A 21397-nucleotide genomic window follows, 5' to 3' on the forward strand; every position below is an offset into this window, starting at 1 on the left:
TCAGTTCCTTATGTCCATGGCGCTGCGCAACCCGTCGCTCAAAAGATTGAAGCCGATCGAGACGGCGAAGATCATCACGCCGGGCAGTGCGGCGAGCCACGGATCGACATAGATCGCGGTGCGCAGCGTGTTGAGCATCAGGCCCCATTCGGGCTGCGGCGGGCGCGTGCCGAGCCCGAGGAAGGAGAGGCCCGCCGCAAGGATCATCGACACCGAGATCAGGCTCGTCGCATAGACGAAGATCGGCCCGAGCACGTTGCCCATCACATGCACCCGCATGATCGTCAGGGCGCTTGCGCCCGATGCACGCGCCGCATCCACGAAATCGAGGTTGCGCACGCTCGTCGTCACGCTTTCGGCCACACGCGCGATGGGTGGGATGAAGACGATGGTCAGCGAAACGATAGAGTTGAGAACCCCCGCACCCAGCGCGCCGGAAATGGCGATGGCGAGCAACACCGAGGGAAAGGCGTAGAAGACGTCGATCGTACGCATGATCGCCGAGTTCGCCCAACCGCCATTGTAGCCGGCGATGACGCCGAGGATCGTGCCGATCACGAAGGCATTGAAAACAGGAAGAATGCCGATGAGAAGGCTCAGCCGCCCGCCATAGATGAGACGCGAGAGCATGTCGCGGCCGAGTTCGTCCGTGCCCAAAGGATGACCTTCCGTCCCGAACGGGCGCAGCCGCGTGATCATCGAGCCGCGAAACGGGTCGGCGAGGCCGAGCCATGGGGCGAAGATCGCCGAGAGGAAAATCAGCAGCAGGATGCCCGCACAGATCATCGAGACCGGGTCGCGCACCAGCCTGCGTCCGACGGTGCCCCAGTAGCCGCGCCTCTTCTCGACGATGGCGATTTCGCGCAGTGGTTCGGTCGCGATTGCCATGGCGTCAGCCTCGCTTGATGCGCGGGTCGATCATTGCCTGAAGCAGATCGACGGCAAGATTGAGGAACACGAAGAACAGCGCCAGAACGAGGATCGTGCCCTGAAGAAGTGGCAGGTCGCGCTGGAAGATCGCCGTGTTGAGGAGAAATCCGGTTCCCGGCCAGGAAAACACCGTCTCGATCAGGATCGAGCCCCCGAGAAGATAGCCCAGTTGCAGGCCCATGACGGCGATCGCCGTCGGCGCTGCGTTCTTGACGACGTGGGCGAAAACGCGTCGCTCGCCCAGCCCTTTGGCGCGGAGCGCATCGACGAAATCGTTGGAAAGGATGTCTCCGACCAGCGCGCGCACGGTGCGCGTGACGATCCCCATGGGAATGACCGCCATCGTGACGGCGGGGAGGATCAGATACTGGACATGCGCCCATGTCCACGTCCAGCTTCCCGAGCCGGCCCCCACAGCGGGCAGCCAGTTGAGCTGGACCGAAAAGATGATGACCAGCACCATTCCGAGCCAGTAGTGCGGCACGGAAACGCCCGCGATGGCGATCGAGGTGGCGAGCTTGTCGATCCAGGTGTCGCGGAAATAACCGGCGACCAGCCCGAAGAACATGCCGAGCGCGAAGCCGAGTATGGATGCTGCACAGGCCAGAAGGAGCGTGTTGCCGACCGCGTTCAGCACCTCGCTCAGCACGGGGCGGCCATTGGCGATCGAGTTGCCGAGATCGCCGCCAAGCGCGTTCGTGATCCAGATCCAGAACTGGACGGGCAATGGCCGGTCGAAGCCGTATTGCTCGCGCAGCCTTGCCTCCAACTGGGCCGATGCGTCGGCCGGCAGGATGGAGACCAGCGGGTCGCCCGGCGACAGGTGAACCAGCATGAAACAGACGAGCGCGACGGAAAACACGATGGGGATCGTGTAGAGAAGCCGCTTGGCGAGATAGACGAACATCAACTGCGAGCCTTGGCTTTCAGGAAAAATCCGTCGCGACAGTAGGTGCCTGCCGCCGCGACGATGATCGCCTTAGGGCTATTCCTCGATCGTGATCGGCGAGAAGTCGATGAACCAGCTTTTCGGCTGGATCACGTTCTGCACCTTGGCGCTCATTGCGCGCGGGCTGACGTCGTGGGCGACATAAAGGAAACTCGCCTCATTGACCGACGCCGCATGCAGTTCGGCAAGGGCCGCGTCCCGCTCGGCCGGATCGAAAGTCTCGCGCGCCCTGGCGACGAGTTCGTCGAACTGCGGATTGTCGATATAGCCCCAATTGTTGGAAACAGGCGGCGCCATTTCCGATTGCAGGAAGCGGACCAGCGCGAAGAAGGGGTCCATCGTCGCATAGGTCACGTTGGTCGAATGCGCACCCAACGAGCCGGGGTCACGCGCGCCCTGCCGCCAGTTGGTAAAGAGCGTGTTCCATTCCAGGACTTCGAGCTGCACGTCGAAATAGCAATCGGCGAGCGCCTGCTGGATGTATTCGTTCATTGGCAGGGGCTGCATCTGGCCGGAACCGGACGCGGATGTCAGCGCCTTCACCGCAAGGCGGCTGTCGGCGGAAAAGCCGCTTTCCTCCATCAGCCGGCGGCCCTCGTCGGGGTCGAAACCGATCTCGAAGGTCACGTCGCCGCGCCAGGGATGTCCGGCTTCGACAGAGCCGGTCGCGGGCGCCATAAGGCCGGCCAGAAGGCCGTCGCGCATGCCATCGCGGTCGATGCACAGATTGGCGGCCTTGCGAACGTTGAGATCGTTCCACGGCGACCCCTCGATGCGCGAGAACTGCCAGGGCCACACATGCGGAGATTCGTTGCTGTAGATCGTGAAGCCGCGGCTTTCGATCTGCGCGACGGCATCGGGCGCGGGAGCCTCGATCCAGTCGACCTGGCCCGACAGAAGCGCTGCGGTTCGCGCGTTCGCTTCTGGCATCGGGAGCAGAACGAGGCGCTCGACATTCGGTACGCGCTCGGCGTTCCAATAATCCTCGTTGCGGATCAGTTCCAGCCGTTCGCGCGGAACGAAGCCGTCCATCACCCACGGACCGGTGCCCGACGCGTCGCGCGAAAACGCGTCCCACGCCGCGGATGCCTTGGCCGCATCGTCGCCCGACGCCGCATCGAAATGCTCCTGCCATTTGGCGGGGCTCGCCATGAACAAATTGGTCAGGTTGATCGGCAGGAAGGAGTCCGGCTGCGACGTGGTCAGTTCGACCGTGTAGTCGTCGATCTTCGTCGCGCCGGTCAGCGTCGGCATGCGCGAGGCGGTCACGCCGACCTGGCTGGCGTCGTAGTGCAGCGCTTCCTCGTCCATGACCTTTTCAACGTTCCAGACAACCGCATCCGCGTTGAACGGCGAACCGTCGTGGAAGGTCACGCCTTCGCGCAGGGTGAAGGTCCATGTCGTGGTGTCGTCCTCGTTCACCGACCATTCGGTCGCAAGGCCGGGAATGACCACGCTGGCATCGTCTTCGGACGACAAATCCCACATCGTGAGCGCGTCATACATCGTCAGGCCAGTGAAACGATTGCCCTCGAAGCCCTGGTCGGGCTGGCCGAGCGTGCGTGGAATGTCGGCCGCGGTCATGCCGATGCGAAGTACCGTTTCGGCCATGGCGATGCCGGGTTGAACCGTCATCATCGCCAAAAGGCAGCAACCGCCAAGAAGGGCGCGGGCGTTCTTGATCTTGTGATGCATTTTGTTTTCCCCTTTGAGTTTCGTGAGGCGCTTCTTGAAGAGCGGTTCTACGGGGAGAAAAGCAAAGTGCATGCCAACGCGAAATTATGATTACAGCCGATCGATGGATCGGGTTGCGTGAAAATATGGTGAAAATTTAAGCATTTTGCCGCAAAGAAAACCGGCTGTTCTGCGAAATAGGTTCAAGATAGAGATCTTCGACCAAAGCAGTGGACATCAGCCAGATCATTATGCTTGTCCAGCTCAAGAATGAAGATCGTCGAGACGAAAGACCGGGATGGGGGCGCTTGCCGAAGGGCGGCCATTCTCTTAGCTTGGCCAACAGCGGGCGTTCTGGAACGGGCCCCTGATCTGTTGCTTTAGAGCACGACCCATGACCTGGAAGGTACTGGCCTGCCTTGGTGCCACCCGATATTGGCTAGCCAGATCATGTGAACGGCTCGAAGCCTGATCCAGAAGATCGCTCGTGATTCCGAAAGCGCTCCGCGTCTGAGGTCTGAGGTCTGAGGTCTGAGAAAGGGACAATCGATATGCGCGCTTTCTACCATCCCGATCAGGCGCTGCACGCACCACGCCAGTTCATGCGTTACGGAGTGCTTACCGATCCGACCGATCTGCCGGTACGCACCGAGCGACTGCTTGGCGCGTTGCAGCAACTCGGCGTGGAGATCGAAACTCCGTCCGATTATGGTCGAGAGCCGGCGCTCGCCGTCCACCCCGCGCACTATCTCGATTACCTTGACAGCGCCTATCCGCGCTGGTTGGAACTTCCGAACCATGGACCGGAGGTGTTGCCCAACACGTTCCCATACTGGAACGGTGATCCGGCCAAGGATGCGCGCCCGCCATGTCCGACCGACCAGCTTCTGGCGCAGACGGGCTACTATCTTGGCGATCTGGCCGTGCCGATCAGCGAATTCACGTATCGTTCTGCCTTGCGTTCGACGCATACGTCCACGGCCGCGGCCGAAGCGGTGATCGCGGGTGAAGCGCCTACCTACGCCCTTTGCCGTCCGTCCGGTCATCATTGCCGTGCCGACCGCGCGACGGGCTTTTGCTACATGAACAACGCCGCGATCGCGGCTCAGCGTCTACGGTCCAGCTTCGGCAAGGTGGCGATACTCGACATCGACGCCCATCATGGCGACGGTACGCAGGAAATCTTCTACCGCCGCAACGACGTGATGACGGTTTCGGTTCATGTCGACACCGACCATTACAACCCGTTCTTCACCGGCCGACCGCATGAGCGTGGCCACGGGGCAGGCGAGGGCTACAACCTCAACATCCCGCTAGCGCCCGGAAGCGGCGACGAGGCGTTCCTCGCGGCGGTCCGGGATGGGGCGAAGGCGGTCACGGATTTCGGCGCGGAGGTCGTCGTAGTCGCGCTCGGCTACGACACGCACGCCGAAGATCCGCTCAGCATGGTCAAGGTGACCACGGAGGCTTTCCGGCAGGCCGGCGAGATCATCGGATCAATGGATGTTCCGAAAGTGATCGTTCAGGAAGGCGGCTACCAGATTTCAGTCATAGGCGATTGCCTGTTCGGCTTTCTCGACGCCTGCCGCGAACCTCGATAGACGCTGCGGCCGCCGTTTTCGACCGATGGGCCATGGTGCTTTTGAGCATCCATGGCCGCAGCATCGAGCCGAACCGTCAGCCGAGCACCTCGCGCACAGCCTCGGCGGCCTTGGAAACGACCTCGTCGGCCTCCGCTTTCGTCAGGCAAAGCGGCGGCGCGAAGCCCAGAATGTCGCCCTGCGGCATCGCACGGCCGATCACGCCGCGCTTCAAAAGCGCCGCCGCGACGGACGGCCCGACCTTCTTCGCCGGATCGAAGAAGGCGCGCATGTCGCGATCCTCGACGAATTCGACGGCGCACAGCATCCCCTCCCCGCGCACGTCGCCGACATGGGCATGGTCGCCGAGTGCCGCCCTCATCTGCTCGTTCAGGTAGCGTCCCGTCTCGCCCGCATTCTGCACGAGCCCCAGATCGTCGATCAGCTTCAGATTGGCGACACCCGCAGCCGCCCCGATCGGATGGGCCGAATAGGTCCAGCCATGGCCGATCGGCCCGTTCTCGTCGGTGCCCTGTTCGAGAACCTTCCAGACCTTGTCCGACACGATCGAGCCCGAGAGCGGCGCATAGGCCGAGGTCAGCCCCTTGGCGATGGTGATGAAATCCGCCTCGATGCCGTAATGATCCGAGCCGAACATCGTGCCGAGCCGCCCGAAACCGGTGACGACCTCGTCGGCGATCAGGAGAATGTCGTGCTTGCGGAGCACTGTCTGGATCGCGTCCCAGTAGCCGGCCGGCGGGGGCACGATGCCGCCGGTGCCGAGCGCCGGCTCGCCGATGAAGGCGGCGATCGTGTCCGCGCCTTCGCGCGCGATCAGCCTTTCGAGGTCATCGACGCAATGGGCGACGAAGTCCGCTTCGCTCAGGCTAAGATCGGGCCTGCGGAAATAATCCGGTGCCTGCGTGTGCATGACGCGCTCCAGCGGCAGGTCGAACTTGTCGTGAAAGAGCTTCAACCCCGTCAGCGAGCCGGTGACGAGGCCCGAGCCGTGATAGCCGCGCCAGCGCGAGACGATCTTCTTCTTTTCCGGTCGGCCGAGAATGTTGTTGTAGTACCAGACGAGCTTGATGTTGGTCTCGTTCGCATCCGAGCCGCCGAGACCGAAATAGACCTTCGACATGTTCTTCGGCGCGCGCTCCAGCACCATCTTCGCCAGCGTGATCGAGGCTTCCGTCCCATGGCCGACATAGGCGTGGTAGTAAGCGAGTTCCTTGGCCTGTTCGGCGATGGCTTCAGCGATCTCGGTGCGCCCGTAGCCGACATTGACGCAGTAGAGCCCGGCAAACGCGTCGAGCAGCTTGTTGCCGTCGCGGTCCTCGATATGGACGCCCTTGCCGCCGGTGACGATGCGGTTCGGCGATTCCCCGCGCGCATGCTGCGCCAGATGCGTCGACGGGTGGAAGAAATGCGCGCGGTCCCACTGGTCGAGGACGTCATTGGTCAGCATGGATTGGCTCCGTGAGGTCAGTGTCTCTGGCTCATGCCGTATCGCGGCACACATATTTGATATCCGTATAGGCCTCCAGCCCGTGGCGTGATCCCTCGCGGCCAAGCCCGGCCTGTTTGACGCCACCGAAGGGAACCGGCGCGCCTGTAATCTTCGTGCGGTTGACCGCCACCATTCCAAATTCGAGACGCTCGCACAGGCGTGCGATGCGCGCATTGTCCCGCGTATGCAAATAGGCCACCAGCCCGGTTTCCGTCAGGTTGGCCTTGTCCAGCACATCAGCTTCGTCGTCGAACGGTGTAAACCCTGCGACCGGCCCAAACGTCTCTTCTTGAAAGATCAAGGCATCGTCCGGTACGTCCGCGAGCACCGTCGGCTCGAAAAACAGCGGACCTGCACCGTGAATGCGACCACCCGTCAAAAGTCTCGCACCACGCGACAATGCATCCGCCACATGCTCTTTCTGCTTGGCGATAGCACCGTCGTTCATCAGCGGACCGATATCCGGATTCGTCATGCCCGCACCGACCCGCATCGCTTTCACCTTCTCGGCAAACGCGTTGACGAAGCGCTCGTAGATCGGCCGTTCCACATAGAATCGGTTGGCGGCCAGACAATCCTGTCCCGAGGTGGCGAATTTGGCCGCAATGGCCCGATCCACCGCAAGATCGAAGTCGCAATCGGCGAACGCGAGAAATGGGGCGTGACCGCCAAGCTCCAGAATCAGCCGCTTGATGGTTGGCGCGGACTGCGCATAGAGAAGCCGCCCGATCTCCGTCGAGCCGGTAAAGGAAAGGGCGCGAACCAAAGGCGAGGAGGTGAACGCGCCAACGATTTCGGGCGCGTCGCCGGTGACGATGTTGAAGACACCGGCCGGAAAGCCTGCACGCTCGGCAAGTTCCGCCAGCGCGAGCCCGGAAAAGGGCGTTTGCGACGACGGATGCGCCACGACGGTGCAGCCGGCGGCCAGTGCGGCGGACGCCTTTCGGGTCAACATCGCAGAGGGAAAGTTCCACGGCGTGACGAGAGCGGCAACGCCAACCGGCTGACGAAGCACGCGCATCTCGCAATCCGGCAGATGCGACGTGATGCTCTCCACATTCAGTCGCTTGGCTTCTTCGGCATAGAACGCGACAAACGAAGCGGCATAGTCGATCTCGCCGAGCGCTTCGGAAAGCGGCTTACCCTGCTCAAGAACCATCAGGCGCGCAAGATCGTCCTTCGCTGCGAGGATGAGCGCGTGCCAGCGGAGCAAGATGTCGCTGCGAGCGGCGGGAAGTTGCGCCGACCATGGGCGAAACGCCTGCTGCGCGGCGGCAATAGCGCTTTTCGCATCTGCCGCCGTCAGCGCAGCGACGCTGCCAATGCGCGACCCGTCGGCGGGGTTGCTCACCTCGATCATGCCGGCACCCGATCCTGCCGTCCACGTACCGCCGACATAGGCAAACTCGCGAAACAGGCGCGGATCGGCAAGCGGGGACAGCGAGGTTTTCTGAAGCATTGCGGCGGAAGCGGACATCGGCTGCACCTCGAGTTCACGATGGCGCGAGTATCGCCGCTAGGCGGCCCGCATTTCTTCGGTTTTGCGGCGTGCCGCCAGACGATCCTTTGCGAATTTCAGGCAGTGGCGGATCATTCTTCGCGGCCGAGCAGAAGGTCGAACGGCAGTCGGGCGGACTGTTTCACCGGCTTCGTCACGACATAGGTGAAGTAGCGCGCAAGCCCGGTCCGTCCTTCCAGAAGGTGGTCGACCAGCCGCTGGTAGGAATCGATGTCGCGCGTGACGATCTGCAGGATGTAGTCGAAACCGCCGCCGACGGCCCAGCAGGCCACGATCTCGTCGAGTGGAGCAATCGCGCGTTCGAACAGCGCGAAATCCTCTGTGCGATGCTGTTCCAGTTCAACGGCCATGAAGACGACGATATGCGCCGCGATTTTCTTCAGCGCCACCTCGGCGCGGTAGCCGACGATGATGCCGGCATCCTCCAGCCGCTTCAGCCGTTCCCAGCAGGGCGCTGCCGACAGATTGATGCGCTTGGCAAGTTCGGCCTTGGACAGCCGACCTTCCTCGCGCAGGATGGCGAGCATCGCGAGGTCGCGGTCGTCGAGCTTCAACATGGCTGTGATCGGCTCCTGAGTGTTGCCGGTGGTCGCCGTCAGGTGACGAATGTCGACCCGGCACCCGCCTTGCGCGCGGCGTTCATCGCATAGGTCGCGATTGCGGTGTCCTGCGCGCCCGTGCCGGTCAGGTCGCAGATCGTGATCTGGTCGTCCGACACGCGTCCCTTGTGCTTGCCGGAAACGATGTCGCCCAGTTCGGGCGGCGTGCCGCCTTGCCACACACCTGCGGCGAGCGCGCTGCGCAACTCGCCCAGCAACTCGCACTGGCTCACCCGGTCGCTGACGTAGAGATCGGCAGCGGCGAGTGCGCTTGCCTCGATCTCGTTCTTGCCGGCCTGGTCGGAGCCCATCGCGGTGATGTGGAGACCTGGATGCAGCCATTCCGTCCGGATGACGGGATGTTCGGCCGGCGTCGTCGTCACCACGAGCTGGCTCTCGGCCACCAGCCGGGCGGGATCGGCGACGGCTTGAGCCGAAATGCCGAGCCGCGCGCCAAGATCGGCCGCGCAGGCCTGCGCCTTGTCGCCGTCGCGCCCCCAGACCAGAAGCTTGCGGAACGGGCGCACCAGATACGCGGCCTCGATCTGGAGACGCGCTTGCGTGCCTGTGCCTATCACCCCGGCCGTGTCGACCGCAATCGGGGCAAGATGCCTGGCGGCGACGGCCCCGGCGGCAGCGGTGCGCACATCCGTCAGATAACCGTTGTCCAGAAGCAGCGCCTCGACGAGGCCGGTCTTCGCCGAGAACAGGATCATCAGCCCGTTGAGACTCGGCAGCCCGATCTTCGGATTGTCGAAGAAGCCCGGGCTGACCTTGATGGCAAAACCCTCGAAGCCGGGGATATAGGCGGTCTTCACGTCGACTTCACCATTGGCTTCAGGAATGGCCATCGACAGGATCGGCGGCATCACGACGGTGCCCGAGGCGAGCGCAGCGAAAGCGCGCTCGACCACTTCGATGGCCGGAAGGTCGAGCGCCACCAGTCTGCGCAAGTCGGATTCCGTCAGGATGGTCACCTCATGCGGCATAGCTGCGCCCTTTCAGTTCGACGTCGCCGAGCGTCACGTCGCGTCCGGCGACGATGTCCGTGAAGGTCAGCATATCCACATTTCGTCCCGTGAGGATGGTGGCGACGGGACCGCCGATCATGGGCAGTTTCCCGGCTTTCATCGCGGCGATGCCGACGACGCTCGCGCCTTCCGCCACCATGCGATCCTCGTAGTAGAGCGTCTGCATCGCGTCGTAGATTTCGTCCTCGCTGACGAGGACGTAGTCGTCGAGAAGCGCGCGGCACATCGAAAAGGTGAGCTGGTTTTCAAGGCCGATGCCGCCGCCGAGCGAATCGGCGAGGCTCGCCGTTTCCGTCACCTCGACCGGCGTGTCCGCGCGGACCGATTCGAACATGGCCGCGCCGCGATCCATGCTGATTCCGATCACGCGCAGCGACGGCTTGACCGCCTTTGCCGCCAGCGCGACGCCGGCCGCCAGCCCGCCGCCCGACAGCGGCACCAGTATGGCTTCAAGGTCCGGCCGGTCCTCCAAAAGCTCGAGGCCGATCGTTCCCTGACCGGCGATCACAAGCGGATCGTCGAAGGGCGGGATTTCGACGAGCCCTTCGTCTTGCGCCAGCCGCACGCTCTCGGCATGTGCGTCGTCCTGGCTGCGCCCGACGATGCGCACTTCGGCGCCCAGCGCGCGGATACCATCCACCTTGGCCTGGGGCACGAGAGCGGACATGCAGATGACGGCCTTGAGGCCCTTTGCCCGCGCGGCATAGGCGATGCCGCGGCCGTGGTTGCCGGTCGAGCAGCAGGTGACGCCCGGCGCGCCTTCGCGAACGGCCGAGACAGCATTGAGCGCCCCGCGCAGCTTGAACGCGCCGATCGGCTGCGTCGTCTCCAGTTTCAGCAGGAACTCGCTGCCGCAGACAGCGCTCATATGCGGCGACGGCACCAGCGGCGTGCGCATGGCGACGCCTGCGATTGTCCGGCGCGCGGCCAGGATGTCGGCAAGTTGAAGGGTCAATGCGCCTCCTTGACCGCGCTCAGGAACTGCTGCGTGCGCTCCCGTTGCGGATTGCCGAACAGTTCGTCCGGCGCTCCCTGCTCCTCGATGCGGCCGCCATAGAAGAAGCAGATGCGGTCGGAAATATCCCTCGCGAAGCCCATCTGGTGCGTGACCATCAACATGGTCAAATTGTGCTCGGAAACGAGCGTGCGGATGACGTTGGTGACTTCACCGATCACTTCAGGGTCGAGTGCCGAGGTGACCTCGTCGAACAGCATGACCTTCGGGCGCATGGCAAGCGCCCGCGCGATCGCCACGCGCTGCTGCTGCCCGCCGGACAGGCGGGAGGGGTGCTGGTCGCGCTTGTCAGCCATGCCCACCATGGCGAGCAGCTCTTCCGAGCGTTCGCGCGCGTCCTGCTTCGTAAGCCCCAGAACATGGACCGGGCCTTCCATGCAGTTCTCCAGCGCCGTCATATGCGGAAACAGGTTGAAGTGCTGGAAGCACATGCCGATCTTCGAGCGTATCTGGCGCAGATGGCGGTCGTTGGCGGGCACCAGCTTGCCGCCGCGCTCCATATGGGTCAGCGGTTTGCCGTCGACATAGATGACCCCGCCATTGATCGTCTCCAGCGTCATCAGCATGCGCAGGACCGTCGTCTTGCCCGAGCCCGATGGCCCGATGATCGTCACCATCTCGCCCTCGGCCACGTCGAGATCGAGCGCGTCCAGGACGGTCAGGTTGCCGTAGCTCTTGGTCACCTTTCGAAAGCTGACCATCGGAGCCGGGTCGCCCTCGATCGCGAGGGGGAAGTCCGAAACGTCTTTGGTGTCCATCAGCTCAATCCGAGTTTGCGGCGCGTCCAGGCTTCGAAGAGCCGTATCGCTGCTGCCGTGGGTAGCGAGATGAGAAGGAAGATGATGCCGACCAGCGTGAACGGCTCGAGGAACCGATAGGTCTCGGACCCGATGGCGTTGGCAGTGTGCATCAGTTCCGCCACGCCGATCACCGACAGCATCGGCGTGTCCTTGAAGATGCCGACGAGATAGTTGCCCATCCCCGCCAGAGAGGGCGGCAGCGCCTGCGGAAGGATGACGCGGAAATAGGTGCGCGGCATCGACAGATTGAGCGACTTCGCCGCCTCCCACTGGCCCTTCGGCACGCTTTCCAGCCCGCCGCGGTAGACCTCAGAGAGATAGGCGGCGTAATGGAGGCCGATGGCGATCATGCCCGCCGTCCACGGCGACAACCTGATGCCGAATTGCGGCCCGACATAGAAGACGAAGAAGATTTGCAGCACCAGCGGCGTCGAGCGGATGAACTCCACCGCCTCGCGGACGATTGCGTTGAGCGGATTGAACGGCGTGCGCTGCGCCAGCGCGAGCACGAGGCCCAGCACGACGGCGATCGCGTAGCCGATCCCGGCCGCCAGCAGCGTGTTGCCGGTGGCGGCCAGCAGGCGGGGCAGGATTTGCCAGGTAAAGTCCCAGCGCCAGTCAACCATGGCTATGCCCTCCCCATCTTGCGCATCATGAAGCGCTCCAGCCAGCGCATGGAAGGCGTGATCATGAAGCGCGCCAGCACGTAGTAGATGATCAGCGCCGTGCCGAAGGTTTCGACTGACAGGAAGGTCGTGCCGTTGATTTGCTTCACTTGGAACATCAAGTCTGCGACGGAGATGAGCGAGACGAGCGCGGTGCCTTTCAGCAGCTCGATGAAGAGATTGCCCCAGGACGGCAGCATGAGCACCACCGCCTGCGGCAGAATCACCCGGCGCATGCGCTTTGCTGGCGACATGTTGAGCGCCAGTCCCGCCTCCCACTGGCCTTTCGGCACCGACAGGATCGCGCCGCGCACGAGTTCTGCGCCATAGGCACCGAGATTCATGCCGACCGCCACGAAGCCGGCCGTGAACTTTTCGAGCGTGATTCCGAAGAGCGGCAGCACGAAGAAGATCCAGTAAAGCTGCACCAGAAGCGAGGTGCCCCGGAAAATCTCGATATAGACCGTCGCGACGCCGCGAACCGCCATGTTCGACGACATCCGCATCAGCCCCGCCGCAAGGGCGATCGCGACGGCCAGAAGCGCGGAAAGAAGCGTCAGCCCGATCGTGATGAGCGTGCCGCTGATGATGCGGTCGCCATACAGGCCGAGAAACTCGAAATAGGACATGCCGCTCAGACCTTGTTCGACGACGAAGGCGATGAGGGTGCCGCCCGAAAGGACGACGGGACGAAGGGCGGGCCGGACATGCCGGCCCGCCCGCTCACGTCAGCGATTGTCGCAGACCCACTCGGTCGTCTGGTCGCCCGGAAGAGAGCCCTCGCCATAGCCATACTCGGAGACCGCCGCGAGCATTTCCCCGGAGCCGATATAGTCGGCCAGGGCCGTGTTGAACTTGGCGAGGAAGTCCTGGTCAGTCTCGCGGAAGCCGATGCCGGCCCAGTTGAAGGAATCCTCCGGCATGGCGTTCGGGTCCGAAGCCTCGACGGCTCCGCCGGAACTGTCGGCAAGTTGCTTCATCGTGAAATACGTGCCGGCACCGGCATCCGCTCGGCCCGCACGCACGGCGGCGAGAATTTCGGTCGGGCCGGGGACCTGCATGATGTTGGCGTCACTGACGCCGACGGCCCGGGCGGCCTCGATGTTCGAATAGCCCGCGCCGGTCACCATGACCGCTTCGCTTGTGACGAGGCTGCTGTAGTCGCCTATGTCATTGGGATTGCCCGGCGCCACGATGAAGCCGTCACCGACCTTGGCGATCGGCTCGGAGAAGGCGATGTTGGCGCAGCGATCCGCAAGAATGTTCATGCCGCCGGTCACGATGTCGAAGCGGTTGGCGTTGAGGCCGGGAATTAGCCCGCCCCATTCCGTCTGCACGGGCTCGATGTTCGAATAGCCCATCTTTTCAAGAATGCCGATCGTGATGACGTTCACGAAGCCCTTTGGGCTGCCGTCGTCGCCGGGATAGGCGAAGGGGATTTCGTTCGCGAAGCCGATGCGGATCGGCTGGCCGCTTTCGGCGCGTTCTTCCAGGGATTGCGCGTTCGCCGCGCCGACGAAACTGTAGGCGAGGGCCGTCATGCCGAGCGCGGCCAGGCCCTTGAGAACTGAGCTTTTCATTGGGATCTCCTCTGTTCCATGGATTATGTCATTCTTGTGTTGTGCACAACATCATGGGACATCAGATTGTGTCAACGGATATTTGGCTGGAAATTCGCTTCGACTTCTTCTCAAGCCTCGAAATCCGGTCTAGTTGTACACATTCTCATTCATTTGCGCCGTGGCGCATGGAGGACAAATGCCGACTGCGGAGTTTCCTTTCTCCCGCGCGGAATACGCGCGGCGGCTCGCCAAAATTCGTTCGACGATGGATCGAAAGGGTATCGACGTCCTGTTCGTCGAGGACCCTTCCAACATGGCTTGGATCACCGGCTATGACGGTTGGTCCTTCTACGTCCATCAGGGCGTCGTCGTCTTTCATGACCGTGACCCGATCTGGTGGGGGCGAAAGCAGGACGGAAACGGCGCGCTGCGCACCGTCTGGATGGCGCCCGACTGCATCCAGCCCTACGGAGAGGAATACATCCAGTCCGCCGTTCGCCATCCGATGCAGGACCTGGCCGCGATCCTGACGCGCGAGGGCTATGCCGGCAAGCGTGTCGGGCTGGAACTGGAGAACTACTACTTCTCGGCCAAGGCGTTCCTGACCCTGCAGGCTGAATTGCCGAACGCGAAGCTGGTCGACGCGACGGCGCTGGTGAATTGGCAGCGCGCGGTCAAGTCCGACGAGGAGATCGTCTTCATGCGCCGTGCCGCGCGCATTTCCGAAACGATCATCGACGGCATCGTCGAGCGCGTCGAGCCGGGCATGGCGAAGAACGAACTCGTCGCGGAAATCTATCGCGACGCGGTCCGGGGCGCTGACGGGCACTGGGGCGACTATGCCGCCATCGTCCCGATGCTGCCGAGCGGCACCGATGCGGCCGCACCGCATCTGACCTGGGATGGCCGCCCGATGGAAGCCGGTCAGGCGACCTTCTTCGAGATCTCCGGCTGCTATCGCCGCTACCATGCTCCTTTCTGCCGCACGGTGTTCCTCGGCAAGCCGCCGCAGCAACTCCTGGACGCGAGCAAGGCCCTCGTCGACGGCCTCAATGCGGGCCTCGAAGCGGCCAAGCCCGGCAACCGCGCATGCGACGTCGCGAACGCCCTCCACGACGCACTTCTCAAGGCGGGCATCAAGCGTGACGCGCGCTGCGGCTATCCGATCGGGATTTCCTATCCGCCGGACTGGGGCGAACGGACGATCTCCTTCCGCAAGGAAGACGAGACCATTCTGGAAGCAGGCATGACCTTCCATTTCATGCCCGGCATCTGGATGGACGACTGGGGTCTGGAAATCACGGAGAGCATCCTGATCCGTGACGGGCAGGCGGCCGAATGCCTGTGCGACCGTCCGCGCGAACTCTATGTGAAAGACTGAGCCCGTGGACGATCTCGCCCGCACCAAGGAGATCCTTGCCGACCTCGTGGCCTTCCCCACGATCTCGGCGGACAGCAACCTGCAACTGATCGCGTATGCAGGCGACCTGTTGTCCAGTGCAGGCGCACAATTGTCGGTCTCGCTCGACGAAAGCGGCACCAAGGCGAACCTGTTCGCCACCATCGGGCCGGACCGCGACGGCGGGATCGTCCTGTCGGGCCACAGCGACGTGGTGCCGGTCGAGGGGCAGGAGTGGACGAGCGACCCGTTCGTCCTGAACGAGCGGGGGGATCGGCTCTACGGTCGCGGCACCTGCGATATGAAGGGCTTCATCGCGGCATGTCTCTCGGTCGCGCCCCGCTTTGCGCGACTGGACCTCGCGCGCCCGCTTCATTTCGCCTTCACCTATGACGAGGAGGTCGGCTGCCTCGGAGCACGGGCGCTGGTCGAGGAAATGAAAAAGGCCGGGCTGCGCCCTTCCGCCGCCATCATCGGTGAACCCACCATGATGGGCATCATCGAGGGGCATAAGGGTTGCTACGAATACACGACGGAATTCACCGGTCTCGAGGGTCACGGCTCGCAACCGGATAGGGGTGTCAATGCCGTCGAATATGCCGCGCGCTACATATCGCGGCTTATGGACCTCGGTGAGGAACTTAAGGCGCGCGCGCCGGAAAACAGCCGATTTACGCCGCCATGGACCACCGTTCAGGTGGGACGTATTGCCGGCGGAAATGCGCGCAATACGATTGCCGGGCATTGCTTCGTCGAATGGGAGATGCGGCCCGTTCACACGGACGATTCCGACTATCTAAAACGCGAATTGGTGGCTTACGTCGACAACGTGCTGCTGCCGGCGATGCGCCGCGTCTCGCCGGATGCCGATGTCGTCACCAGCGTGATCGGCGAGGTGCGTGGTCTCTTGCCGGTTTCGCAATCGGAAGCGCGCGACATCGTCTTCGAACTGACCGGCAAAACAGAGGCGGAACTTGTCGCCTTCGGAACTGAGGCCGGCCTGTTTCAGGAGATCGGCATCTCGTCTGTCATCTGCGGACCCGGCTCGATCGCTCAGGCGCACAAGCCGGACGAGTTCATCGAGCTTGGCCAACTTGCCGCCTGCCTGGAAATGCTGGACAAGCTCCAGCCCAAGCTCACAACTCCGCAAAAGCGCAGATGATCCGGCGCGGGAGGGATCGATGATGAGGGTAGAACCGGCGGCTGAAAAACCCGCCGACGAGGGCGCTCGAGGCCGGTTCGAGCGCATCTATCAGATATTGAGGACACGCATCTGTCTGCTCGATTACGAGCCGGGCAGCCGGCTGCGCGAAGAAGACCTCGCAGATGAATTCGGCGTATCGCGAACACCGGTCCGGCGCGTCCTCGTCAAACTCGAAGCCGAAGGTCTGTTACGATCCATGCACGGGGTCGGAACGATCGTCACCGACATCGATGTCAGCGAACTGGCGCAGGTCTACGAATTGCGCGTCGAACTGGCCGAGCTCGTCGGCAAATTGTCCCCCGCTATCATCGACGAGGCGCTGGTCGCACAGTTTCGCGACATCAGAGCGCGCTGCGACCGGTTGGTTGCCATGCGGGACCCGCGCTTGTTTTCCCAGATCAACATGGAATTCTTCCACCTTTTCACCACGCTCACCACCAATGAACCGCTGCGAGAAATCAGCGAGCGGCTTTACTACCAGACCACTCGTATCTGGCTGAAAACCGCCGCACGGCTCTCCAGCTTCGACGAGTTGCTTCAAAACGAGTTCGTCATTTTCCAGCGCGAGGTTGCCGACATCACCGAAGCGGTCGAACATGGCGATCTTGCTGCGGCAGGTCATGTGCGACGCGCGCACATCGCCATGAGCTTCAGCCGGATTCGGCGCGCCGCGAAGCCCGCGACCATCCGGACGCACCTTAAAACGCAATATTCTGAAGACTGAACGGCCCCTCCTGTTCAATGACCTGTGTCGTCAATCCGAGCCAACAGGGCCTTGAGGGCAGGCTGGGCGAAGCGAGCCGTGTGGCGTGGGTGGTGCGGAGGCCACCCATCTGGACGGGACTCACGCATCTGGGTCTGCGCGCGTCAACGGCGGCAACGGCGCAAATAGCTGGTTTGGCGCTTGGGTGGCCGTCACAATATCGGTAGCGCGGGCGATCAGGGGCCGTGTTTAGGGCTCAGGTTGCGGTCCCGATGGCGTCTTCCAATCTTCCTCGACAATTGACGGCGGTGCGGGTCGTTCCTGCCTGATCTTCGTCACCGAATTCTGCTCGGCATAGGAGATAGCGTGGGCGAGATTTCCTTACGAGAAAGGCGGCTGTGCTCCGGCCCGTTGCCCGTGCGTGTCTGGGCCCGGATCGATTCCGAGCCAATCCCGCATCAGGCCCAATGCTCCGTCTGTATGCGCGGCCGCATACTCTACGACGCAATTCTCCTGTTTCAGAGCCGCGATCGTCGCGTTGATGCGTTGTTCAGACGTGCCTTCCGCTACAGCCAACAGCACAGATTGGGCCGCGGCGTTCGAGACCAGCCGCGATACGAGCCTATTGGCCAACATCGACTGTTGGTTGGGTGTCGATCGTGGGTGACGTAGGCTGCCGTAACTGGGCCAACGCACATACATGGCAACGACGTCGGTCTCGTTGCCAGCCGGTTTCAACGCATATGACAGACCGGTCGGGTTGATCTGAATCGCGATATCCATGATTTAGAACTGGCGATCGAATGCCGTTCGTCAAAGCTCAGCTTTCGAACATGATTAACGATCTGCGAACATCCGCGATGACGAACATGCGTGGTTCAAGAAAAAGGGCGCACTGTTCGCTCGCTTCGAAATGCTCGACGTGATTGCCTGCCTCCCATCAGCCGCGCATCCGCACGCATTCCTACCTGAGTGGTGAGATATGCCCAAAAGGATTGCTCGCCTTGACCATCAATTGGTGTTGACACCCACTCAGCACTGTATCCAGTAGTCGCTAGACGAAGGATATGGAATGCCGATCCGATCGAGCGCTGCTGGTGTGCTTTCCGAAGCCGATCTTTCCTTGCTGGAAGGTGTTTTGGCGAAATTGCCGCACAACTATGATCCCGAGAGGCGCAAGGAATATGCTGTGAAACTGCTGGCGTTGTTTCGAACCGGCGTCAGCGATCCGCATGAACTGCTCATGCGAGCGTCGCTCCATCGTTAGTTTCTAAAGTCGGAACCAAACTGCTCCGCTCATCCTTGGAGTATTCAGCCAGGAGAGCCCGATGCACGCAAGCGACGATGCCGACCGCATTGATGAACTGGAATCGCTGTTCATCACAGCAGAGATTATTGCGGACGGATTGAAAAGATCGGATCTCTACAAAACGCTTATGTGCATCCGAGATTCACTGCGGGAAATTCGTGCTATTCGCATGCATGCTGCGGCAACTGACGATATTCAGGACTGGCTCGCCAGGGCACCGTGATCCTCGCAATGCCAGCATCACTCGGCGCGGCAGAAGGCTGATATGTTCGGCTGGTCGCTGCCACTTTGCCGGCGGCATATGCCCCTCTTGGGACGAGCTCCGTTGCGCTTCAATCGTCCCGCAGCGTTTCTTTCTGTGTGATCAGCCTGGCCGAGTTCTGTCCAGAAACGAAGTTCCAAAGCCAGTTGAGCGTCACCACCAGTCGGGAGCGAGCGGAGACGAGGAAGTAGATATGAGCGACTCCCCATACCCACCATGCTAGGCGACCCTTGAGCCTGAAACGTCCTAGTTCGATCACTGCAGCATTCGGCCCGATGGTGGCCAGATTGCCGAGGTGTCGGTAACGGAACGGACCGGGGACAGGTTTTCCAGTTAAGCGAGCACGGATGGTTCGGGTAACGTAGCTGCCCTGCTGCTTGGCAGCGGGCGCGATGCCGGGAACGGGTTTTCCATGTGCGTCGACCGTCGCGGCCGTGTCGCCGAGGACGAAGATGCTCTCGTCGTCAGGCAGCGTCAGGAAGGGCGACACCTTCACGCGGCCGGCCTTGTCGGTTTCGGCCTCGAGCCACTGGCCGGCGGGCGACGCCTCGACACCGGCCGCCCAGATGACGGTCCGCGTCGGGATCCGCCGCTCGCCGAGAGCGATGTCACTGGACGAGACGTTCGTCACCGCCTCGCCGGTCAGCACTTCGACGCCGAGGCGCTCGAGCGCACGCTTGGCGTAGGCGGACAGATTCTCGCTGAAGGCAGGCAGAATGCGCGGCCCGGCCTCGACCAGAAGCACGCGCGCGGTTTTGGTGTCGATCCGCCGGAATTCGCCCGGCAGGACGCGGTGGGCAAGGTCTGCGATGATGCCAGCCAGTTCCACGCCGGTCGGCCCCGCCCCCACCACGGCGAAGGTGAGTTCGGCGGTGCGGGTCGCCTCGTCGGATTCAAGCTCTGCTCGCTCGAAGGCGAGCAGCACGCGGCGGCGGATCGTGGTCGCGTCCTCCAGCGTCTTCAGCCCCGGCGCGTCGGCCTCCCACTCGTCGTTTCCGAAATAGGCATGCGCCGCGCCCGTCGCGACGACCAGTGTATCATAGGGAACGCGTTCGCCATGCCTGAGAATCACGTCGCGCGTTGTGCGGTCGACGCCGGTGACGGTCGCCAAAAGCGTGGTCACGTCCTTTCGATCGTCGAGGATGCGCCGGATCGGCCAGGCGATGTCGGCCGTCGGCAGGATCGCAGTGGCGACCTGATAGAGCAAGGGCTGGAAGAGATGATGGTTGCGCCGGTCGATTAGCGTTATGTCACAGTTCGCGCCACGCAGTTTTTTAACGAGTTGAAGGCCAGCGAACCCTGCTCCTATGACGACGATCCGGTGTTTCATGCATAATCCTTTCACCCTCGAACATAGGCAGGATGCATGGGGAATCCACAGTCAGGCGCAGCAGTCGCTTTTTTCTTCATGAGGCGGACCCACGTCCGTCCGCGGCGGACGGGATCAGTCTGGTAGCGTTCGCTCAGCGTCTCGGATAATTGCATATCTCGCACCCGCTTGTTTCACCCTCAACCGCTGTCTTACGGGGGATGGGTTGCGGACAGAGCGGCCAGTGCACGAGTGACCGCCCCTTTCGGCAACATATCGACTTCAGAACCGCCGGCTGTGACCTACCTTGCCGCCGACAGAATGCTGGCCGTCGCCTTCGATGTTGAAGAGCAAGCCGGCGTCGACATTCCAGTTAGCACCTGGTTGCAGCGTGAAGCTCGCTTCGAGCGCGCCGAACGCTCCCGGACCGTCGAGCCCCGAGAAGCCGCCGGTCCGACTGACGGCGTGAAGAGCATGCCATTTTCCAAGGTGAAGGCGCGTGTCAGTTCAGCACCCAGGCTCACGCGCAACTGGTCGATCGTGAACCCATCGATCTCGATGACATCGCCGGCAGCATTATCGACGACATAATCTAGGACTTCCTCGGAGAGGTAGACCGCACGCTGTCGGGTGCAGTCACGGTGAAGGTGAAGCTTCCCCCTTCCGTCGCCGTCCTGCTGAAGGCACCGTTCGGATTGAGCCATATACCCGCCGGCAATGCGCCGGAAGCTGAATATGTGTACGGGCCGGTGCCTCCGACAGCCTCGACGCTCTGCATGTAGGGCACGCCGATGGCCGCGCCAGGCAAGTTGGGCGGATTCCCCGTAATGCTCGGAGCGCCGACATTCAGGGAATAGGCGGTGGTAACGGAATAGCTTCCACCGCTTTCTGTCGGTGAGGCGTCGGTTGCGGTAACGGTGAAGTTTTCGTCGATAATGGCTTGATCTAGGCCACGGATGAAGCCGGCGGGGTCCGATCGGGCGGCCTCAAGGACGGTCTGGTCGTCAAGGGTGAAATAGGTTCGTCCGGCCTCCCCATCTTGCGGACGAGCGTCGTCTTGCCAGCCCGTCGCGGCCCCACAATCGGCTGATTGGAAGTCAATGGTCCGCTAATCGGAATATCATATTCCGCTATCTGGAGGTACGAGAAGGCATCTTCTCTTTCCTCGGCTCAGCAAAGATCGTGGTGACAGCTCGAATTAGTGCGGCAATCGGCGGTGTTCGGCGGCGGTCGCAAACAAAGCAGATTTATAAGAACGACCCGAGACATAGGTGACGTTTTGTACCGGACACATGGGTAACACTTTTCGGCTTTGCCGGGAGGTGTTGATGCCGTGGATGGAGTGTTCGGTGATGGAAGAACGTCTACGCTTCGTGG

General features: G+C 62.4%; 22 protein-coding genes and 1 pseudogene. 7 read left to right on the forward strand and 16 right to left on the reverse strand.

The window, feature by feature from the left end:
* The 3 genes from GTW25_RS18430 to GTW25_RS18440 form a co-directional block, all read right to left on the reverse strand.
* The gene (locus GTW25_RS18430; RefSeq protein ID WP_252913758.1) at positions 1-888 is read right to left on the reverse strand and encodes an ABC transporter permease; all 888 of its coding nucleotides are present in this window, start codon (positions 886-888) and stop codon (positions 1-3) included.
* A 4-nt stretch (positions 889-892) separates the two neighbouring features.
* Positions 893-1837, reverse strand: a complete 945-nt coding sequence (locus tag GTW25_RS18435) for an ABC transporter permease (protein WP_252913759.1) — start codon at positions 1835-1837, stop codon at positions 893-895.
* A 78-nt stretch (positions 1838-1915) separates the two neighbouring features.
* Positions 1916-3574: an ABC transporter substrate-binding protein gene (locus tag GTW25_RS18440; protein ID WP_372493245.1), complete on the reverse strand. Its 1659-nt coding sequence runs from the start codon at positions 3572-3574 to the stop codon at positions 1916-1918.
* A 530-nt stretch (positions 3575-4104) separates the two neighbouring features.
* Between GTW25_RS18440 and GTW25_RS18445 the strand changes: the two genes are divergently transcribed.
* The gene (locus GTW25_RS18445; RefSeq protein WP_252913760.1) at positions 4105-5154 is read left to right on the forward strand and encodes a histone deacetylase family protein; all 1050 of its coding nucleotides are present in this window, start codon (positions 4105-4107) and stop codon (positions 5152-5154) included.
* A 76-nt stretch (positions 5155-5230) separates the two neighbouring features.
* Here the strand turns inward: GTW25_RS18445 and GTW25_RS18450 are convergent, their stop codons facing one another.
* The 9 genes from GTW25_RS18450 to GTW25_RS18490 form a co-directional block, all read right to left on the reverse strand.
* Complete coding sequence (locus GTW25_RS18450; protein WP_252913761.1) at positions 5231-6601, reverse strand: aspartate aminotransferase family protein; 1371 nt, start codon at positions 6599-6601, stop codon at positions 5231-5233.
* A 31-nt stretch (positions 6602-6632) separates the two neighbouring features.
* Positions 6633-8120: an NAD-dependent succinate-semialdehyde dehydrogenase gene (locus GTW25_RS18455; RefSeq protein WP_252913762.1), complete on the reverse strand. Its 1488-nt coding sequence runs from the start codon at positions 8118-8120 to the stop codon at positions 6633-6635.
* Positions 8121-8233: 113 nt separating this feature from the next.
* On the reverse strand, positions 8234-8719 hold the full coding sequence (locus GTW25_RS18460) for an Lrp/AsnC family transcriptional regulator (RefSeq protein WP_252913763.1): 486 nt from the start codon (positions 8717-8719) through the stop codon (positions 8234-8236).
* A gap of 38 nt (positions 8720-8757) precedes the next feature.
* The gene (locus GTW25_RS18465) at positions 8758-9750 is read right to left on the reverse strand and encodes a cyclodeaminase (RefSeq protein WP_252913764.1); all 993 of its coding nucleotides are present in this window, start codon (positions 9748-9750) and stop codon (positions 8758-8760) included.
* Positions 9740-10747: a hydroxyectoine utilization dehydratase EutB gene (eutB, locus tag GTW25_RS18470; protein ID WP_252913765.1), complete on the reverse strand. Its 1008-nt coding sequence runs from the start codon at positions 10745-10747 to the stop codon at positions 9740-9742. Before eutB ends, GTW25_RS18465 begins: the two co-directional genes overlap by 11 nt.
* Positions 10744-11565, reverse strand: a complete 822-nt coding sequence (gene ehuA / locus GTW25_RS18475) for an ectoine/hydroxyectoine ABC transporter ATP-binding protein EhuA (RefSeq protein ID WP_290128120.1) — start codon at positions 11563-11565, stop codon at positions 10744-10746. The genes eutB and ehuA overlap by 4 nt, the downstream gene beginning before the upstream one ends.
* Positions 11565-12233, reverse strand: a complete 669-nt coding sequence (gene ehuD, locus GTW25_RS18480) for an ectoine/hydroxyectoine ABC transporter permease subunit EhuD (protein ID WP_252913766.1) — start codon at positions 12231-12233, stop codon at positions 11565-11567. Before ehuD ends, ehuA begins: the two co-directional genes overlap by 1 nt.
* A gap of 2 nt (positions 12234-12235) precedes the next feature.
* Positions 12236-12901, reverse strand: a complete 666-nt coding sequence (ehuC, locus tag GTW25_RS18485; RefSeq protein WP_252913767.1) for an ectoine/hydroxyectoine ABC transporter permease subunit EhuC — start codon at positions 12899-12901, stop codon at positions 12236-12238.
* A 99-nt stretch (positions 12902-13000) separates the two neighbouring features.
* Positions 13001-13852 (reverse strand): transporter substrate-binding domain-containing protein, encoded by an 852-nt coding sequence (locus tag GTW25_RS18490; RefSeq protein WP_252913768.1) that lies wholly within the window; start codon positions 13850-13852, stop codon positions 13001-13003.
* 178 nt (positions 13853-14030) lie between these two features.
* Here GTW25_RS18490 and GTW25_RS18495 point away from each other — a divergent pair, with 178 nt between their 5' ends.
* From GTW25_RS18495 to GTW25_RS18505, 3 genes are read left to right on the forward strand one after another with little or no spacing between them, the layout of a single operon-like run.
* A complete protein-coding gene (locus GTW25_RS18495; RefSeq protein WP_252913769.1) occupies positions 14031-15215 on the forward strand; it encodes a M24 family metallopeptidase in 1185 nt (394 codons plus the stop codon).
* Positions 15216-15219: 4 nt separating this feature from the next.
* Positions 15220-16395: an acetylornithine deacetylase gene (gene argE / locus GTW25_RS18500; protein WP_252913770.1), complete on the forward strand. Its 1176-nt coding sequence runs from the start codon at positions 15220-15222 to the stop codon at positions 16393-16395.
* Positions 16396-16414: 19 nt separating this feature from the next.
* Complete coding sequence (locus GTW25_RS18505) at positions 16415-17161, forward strand: GntR family transcriptional regulator (protein ID WP_252913771.1); 747 nt, start codon at positions 16415-16417, stop codon at positions 17159-17161.
* A 360-nt stretch (positions 17162-17521) separates the two neighbouring features.
* Here GTW25_RS18505 and GTW25_RS18510 read toward each other — a convergent pair whose 3' ends face one another.
* Positions 17522-17923 carry a hypothetical protein gene (locus GTW25_RS18510; RefSeq protein WP_252913772.1) on the reverse strand — a complete coding sequence of 134 codons (402 nt, stop codon included), beginning with the start codon at positions 17921-17923 and terminating at the stop codon, positions 17522-17524.
* A gap of 289 nt (positions 17924-18212) precedes the next feature.
* Here GTW25_RS18510 and GTW25_RS18515 point away from each other — a divergent pair, with 289 nt between their 5' ends.
* Complete coding sequence (locus tag GTW25_RS18515) at positions 18213-18407, forward strand: hypothetical protein (RefSeq protein WP_252913773.1); 195 nt, start codon at positions 18213-18215, stop codon at positions 18405-18407.
* A 61-nt stretch (positions 18408-18468) separates the two neighbouring features.
* A complete protein-coding gene (locus GTW25_RS18520) occupies positions 18469-18672 on the forward strand; it encodes a hypothetical protein (protein ID WP_252913774.1) in 204 nt (67 codons plus the stop codon).
* A gap of 109 nt (positions 18673-18781) precedes the next feature.
* Here the strand turns inward: GTW25_RS18520 and GTW25_RS18525 are convergent, their stop codons facing one another.
* Entirely contained in the window at positions 18782-20041 is a 1260-nt protein-coding gene (locus tag GTW25_RS18525; RefSeq protein ID WP_252913775.1) for an NAD(P)/FAD-dependent oxidoreductase, read from the reverse strand.
* A gap of 276 nt (positions 20042-20317) precedes the next feature.
* On the opposite strand from GTW25_RS18525, the gene GTW25_RS18530 reads away from it, so the two are divergent.
* Positions 20318-20611 (forward strand): hypothetical protein, encoded by a 294-nt coding sequence (locus GTW25_RS18530; RefSeq protein WP_252913776.1) that lies wholly within the window; start codon positions 20318-20320, stop codon positions 20609-20611.
* Between the two features lies 1 nt (position 20612).
* On the opposite strand, the gene GTW25_RS20730 is transcribed toward GTW25_RS18530, so the two are convergent.
* Both GTW25_RS20730 and GTW25_RS20610 read right to left on the reverse strand, forming a co-directional pair.
* Complete coding sequence (locus GTW25_RS20730) at positions 20613-20957, reverse strand: putative Ig domain-containing protein (RefSeq protein WP_372493247.1); 345 nt, start codon at positions 20955-20957, stop codon at positions 20613-20615.
* Positions 20946-21103: pseudogene (locus GTW25_RS20610) on the reverse strand (ATP-binding protein); the annotation flags it as partial. The pseudogene GTW25_RS20610 and the gene GTW25_RS20730, both read right to left, overlap by 12 nt.
* Between the last annotated feature and the right edge of the window lie 294 nt (positions 21104-21397).

This window comes from Aliihoeflea aestuarii (genome assembly GCF_024105665.1).
In the GTDB taxonomy this organism is placed as follows: domain Bacteria; phylum Pseudomonadota; class Alphaproteobacteria; order Rhizobiales; family Rhizobiaceae; genus Aliihoeflea; species Aliihoeflea aestuarii.

Bases quoted from the DNA above. Each gene is read 5' to 3' on its own strand.
- GTW25_RS18490 (WP_252913768.1), bottom strand. From the start codon at position 13,852: ATGAAAAGCTCAGTTCTCAAGGGCCTGGCCGCGCTCGGCATGACGGCC.
- GTW25_RS18520 (WP_252913774.1), top strand. From the start codon at position 18,469: ATGCACGCAAGCGACGATGCCGACCGCATTGATGAACTGGAATCGCTG.
- GTW25_RS18525 (WP_252913775.1), bottom strand. From the start codon at position 20,041: ATGAAACACCGGATCGTCGTCATAGGAGCAGGGTTCGCTGGCCTTCAA.
- ehuC (WP_252913767.1), bottom strand. From the start codon at position 12,901: ATGTCCTATTTCGAGTTTCTCGGCCTGTATGGCGACCGCATCATCAGC.
- GTW25_RS18510 (WP_252913772.1), bottom strand. From the start codon at position 17,923: ATGGATATCGCGATTCAGATCAACCCGACCGGTCTGTCATATGCGTTG.
- GTW25_RS18515 (WP_252913773.1), top strand. From the start codon at position 18,213: ATGCCGATCCGATCGAGCGCTGCTGGTGTGCTTTCCGAAGCCGATCTT.
- GTW25_RS18435 (WP_252913759.1), bottom strand. From the start codon at position 1,837: ATGTTCGTCTATCTCGCCAAGCGGCTTCTCTACACGATCCCCATCGTG.
- GTW25_RS18505 (WP_252913771.1), top strand. From the start codon at position 16,415: ATGATGAGGGTAGAACCGGCGGCTGAAAAACCCGCCGACGAGGGCGCT.
- GTW25_RS18450 (WP_252913761.1), bottom strand. From the start codon at position 6,601: ATGCTGACCAATGACGTCCTCGACCAGTGGGACCGCGCGCATTTCTTC.
- GTW25_RS18455 (WP_252913762.1), bottom strand. From the start codon at position 8,120: ATGTCCGCTTCCGCCGCAATGCTTCAGAAAACCTCGCTGTCCCCGCTT.
- GTW25_RS18430 (WP_252913758.1), bottom strand. From the start codon at position 888: ATGGCAATCGCGACCGAACCACTGCGCGAAATCGCCATCGTCGAGAAG.
- GTW25_RS18445 (WP_252913760.1), top strand. From the start codon at position 4,105: ATGCGCGCTTTCTACCATCCCGATCAGGCGCTGCACGCACCACGCCAG.
- GTW25_RS18460 (WP_252913763.1), bottom strand. From the start codon at position 8,719: ATGTTGAAGCTCGACGACCGCGACCTCGCGATGCTCGCCATCCTGCGC.
- GTW25_RS18465 (WP_252913764.1), bottom strand. From the start codon at position 9,750: ATGCCGCATGAGGTGACCATCCTGACGGAATCCGACTTGCGCAGACTG.
- GTW25_RS18440 (WP_372493245.1), bottom strand. From the start codon at position 3,574: ATGCATCACAAGATCAAGAACGCCCGCGCCCTTCTTGGCGGTTGCTGC.
- GTW25_RS18495 (WP_252913769.1), top strand. From the start codon at position 14,031: ATGCCGACTGCGGAGTTTCCTTTCTCCCGCGCGGAATACGCGCGGCGG.
- ehuD (WP_252913766.1), bottom strand. From the start codon at position 12,233: ATGGTTGACTGGCGCTGGGACTTTACCTGGCAAATCCTGCCCCGCCTG.
- ehuA (WP_290128120.1), bottom strand. From the start codon at position 11,565: ATGGACACCAAAGACGTTTCGGACTTCCCCCTCGCGATCGAGGGCGAC.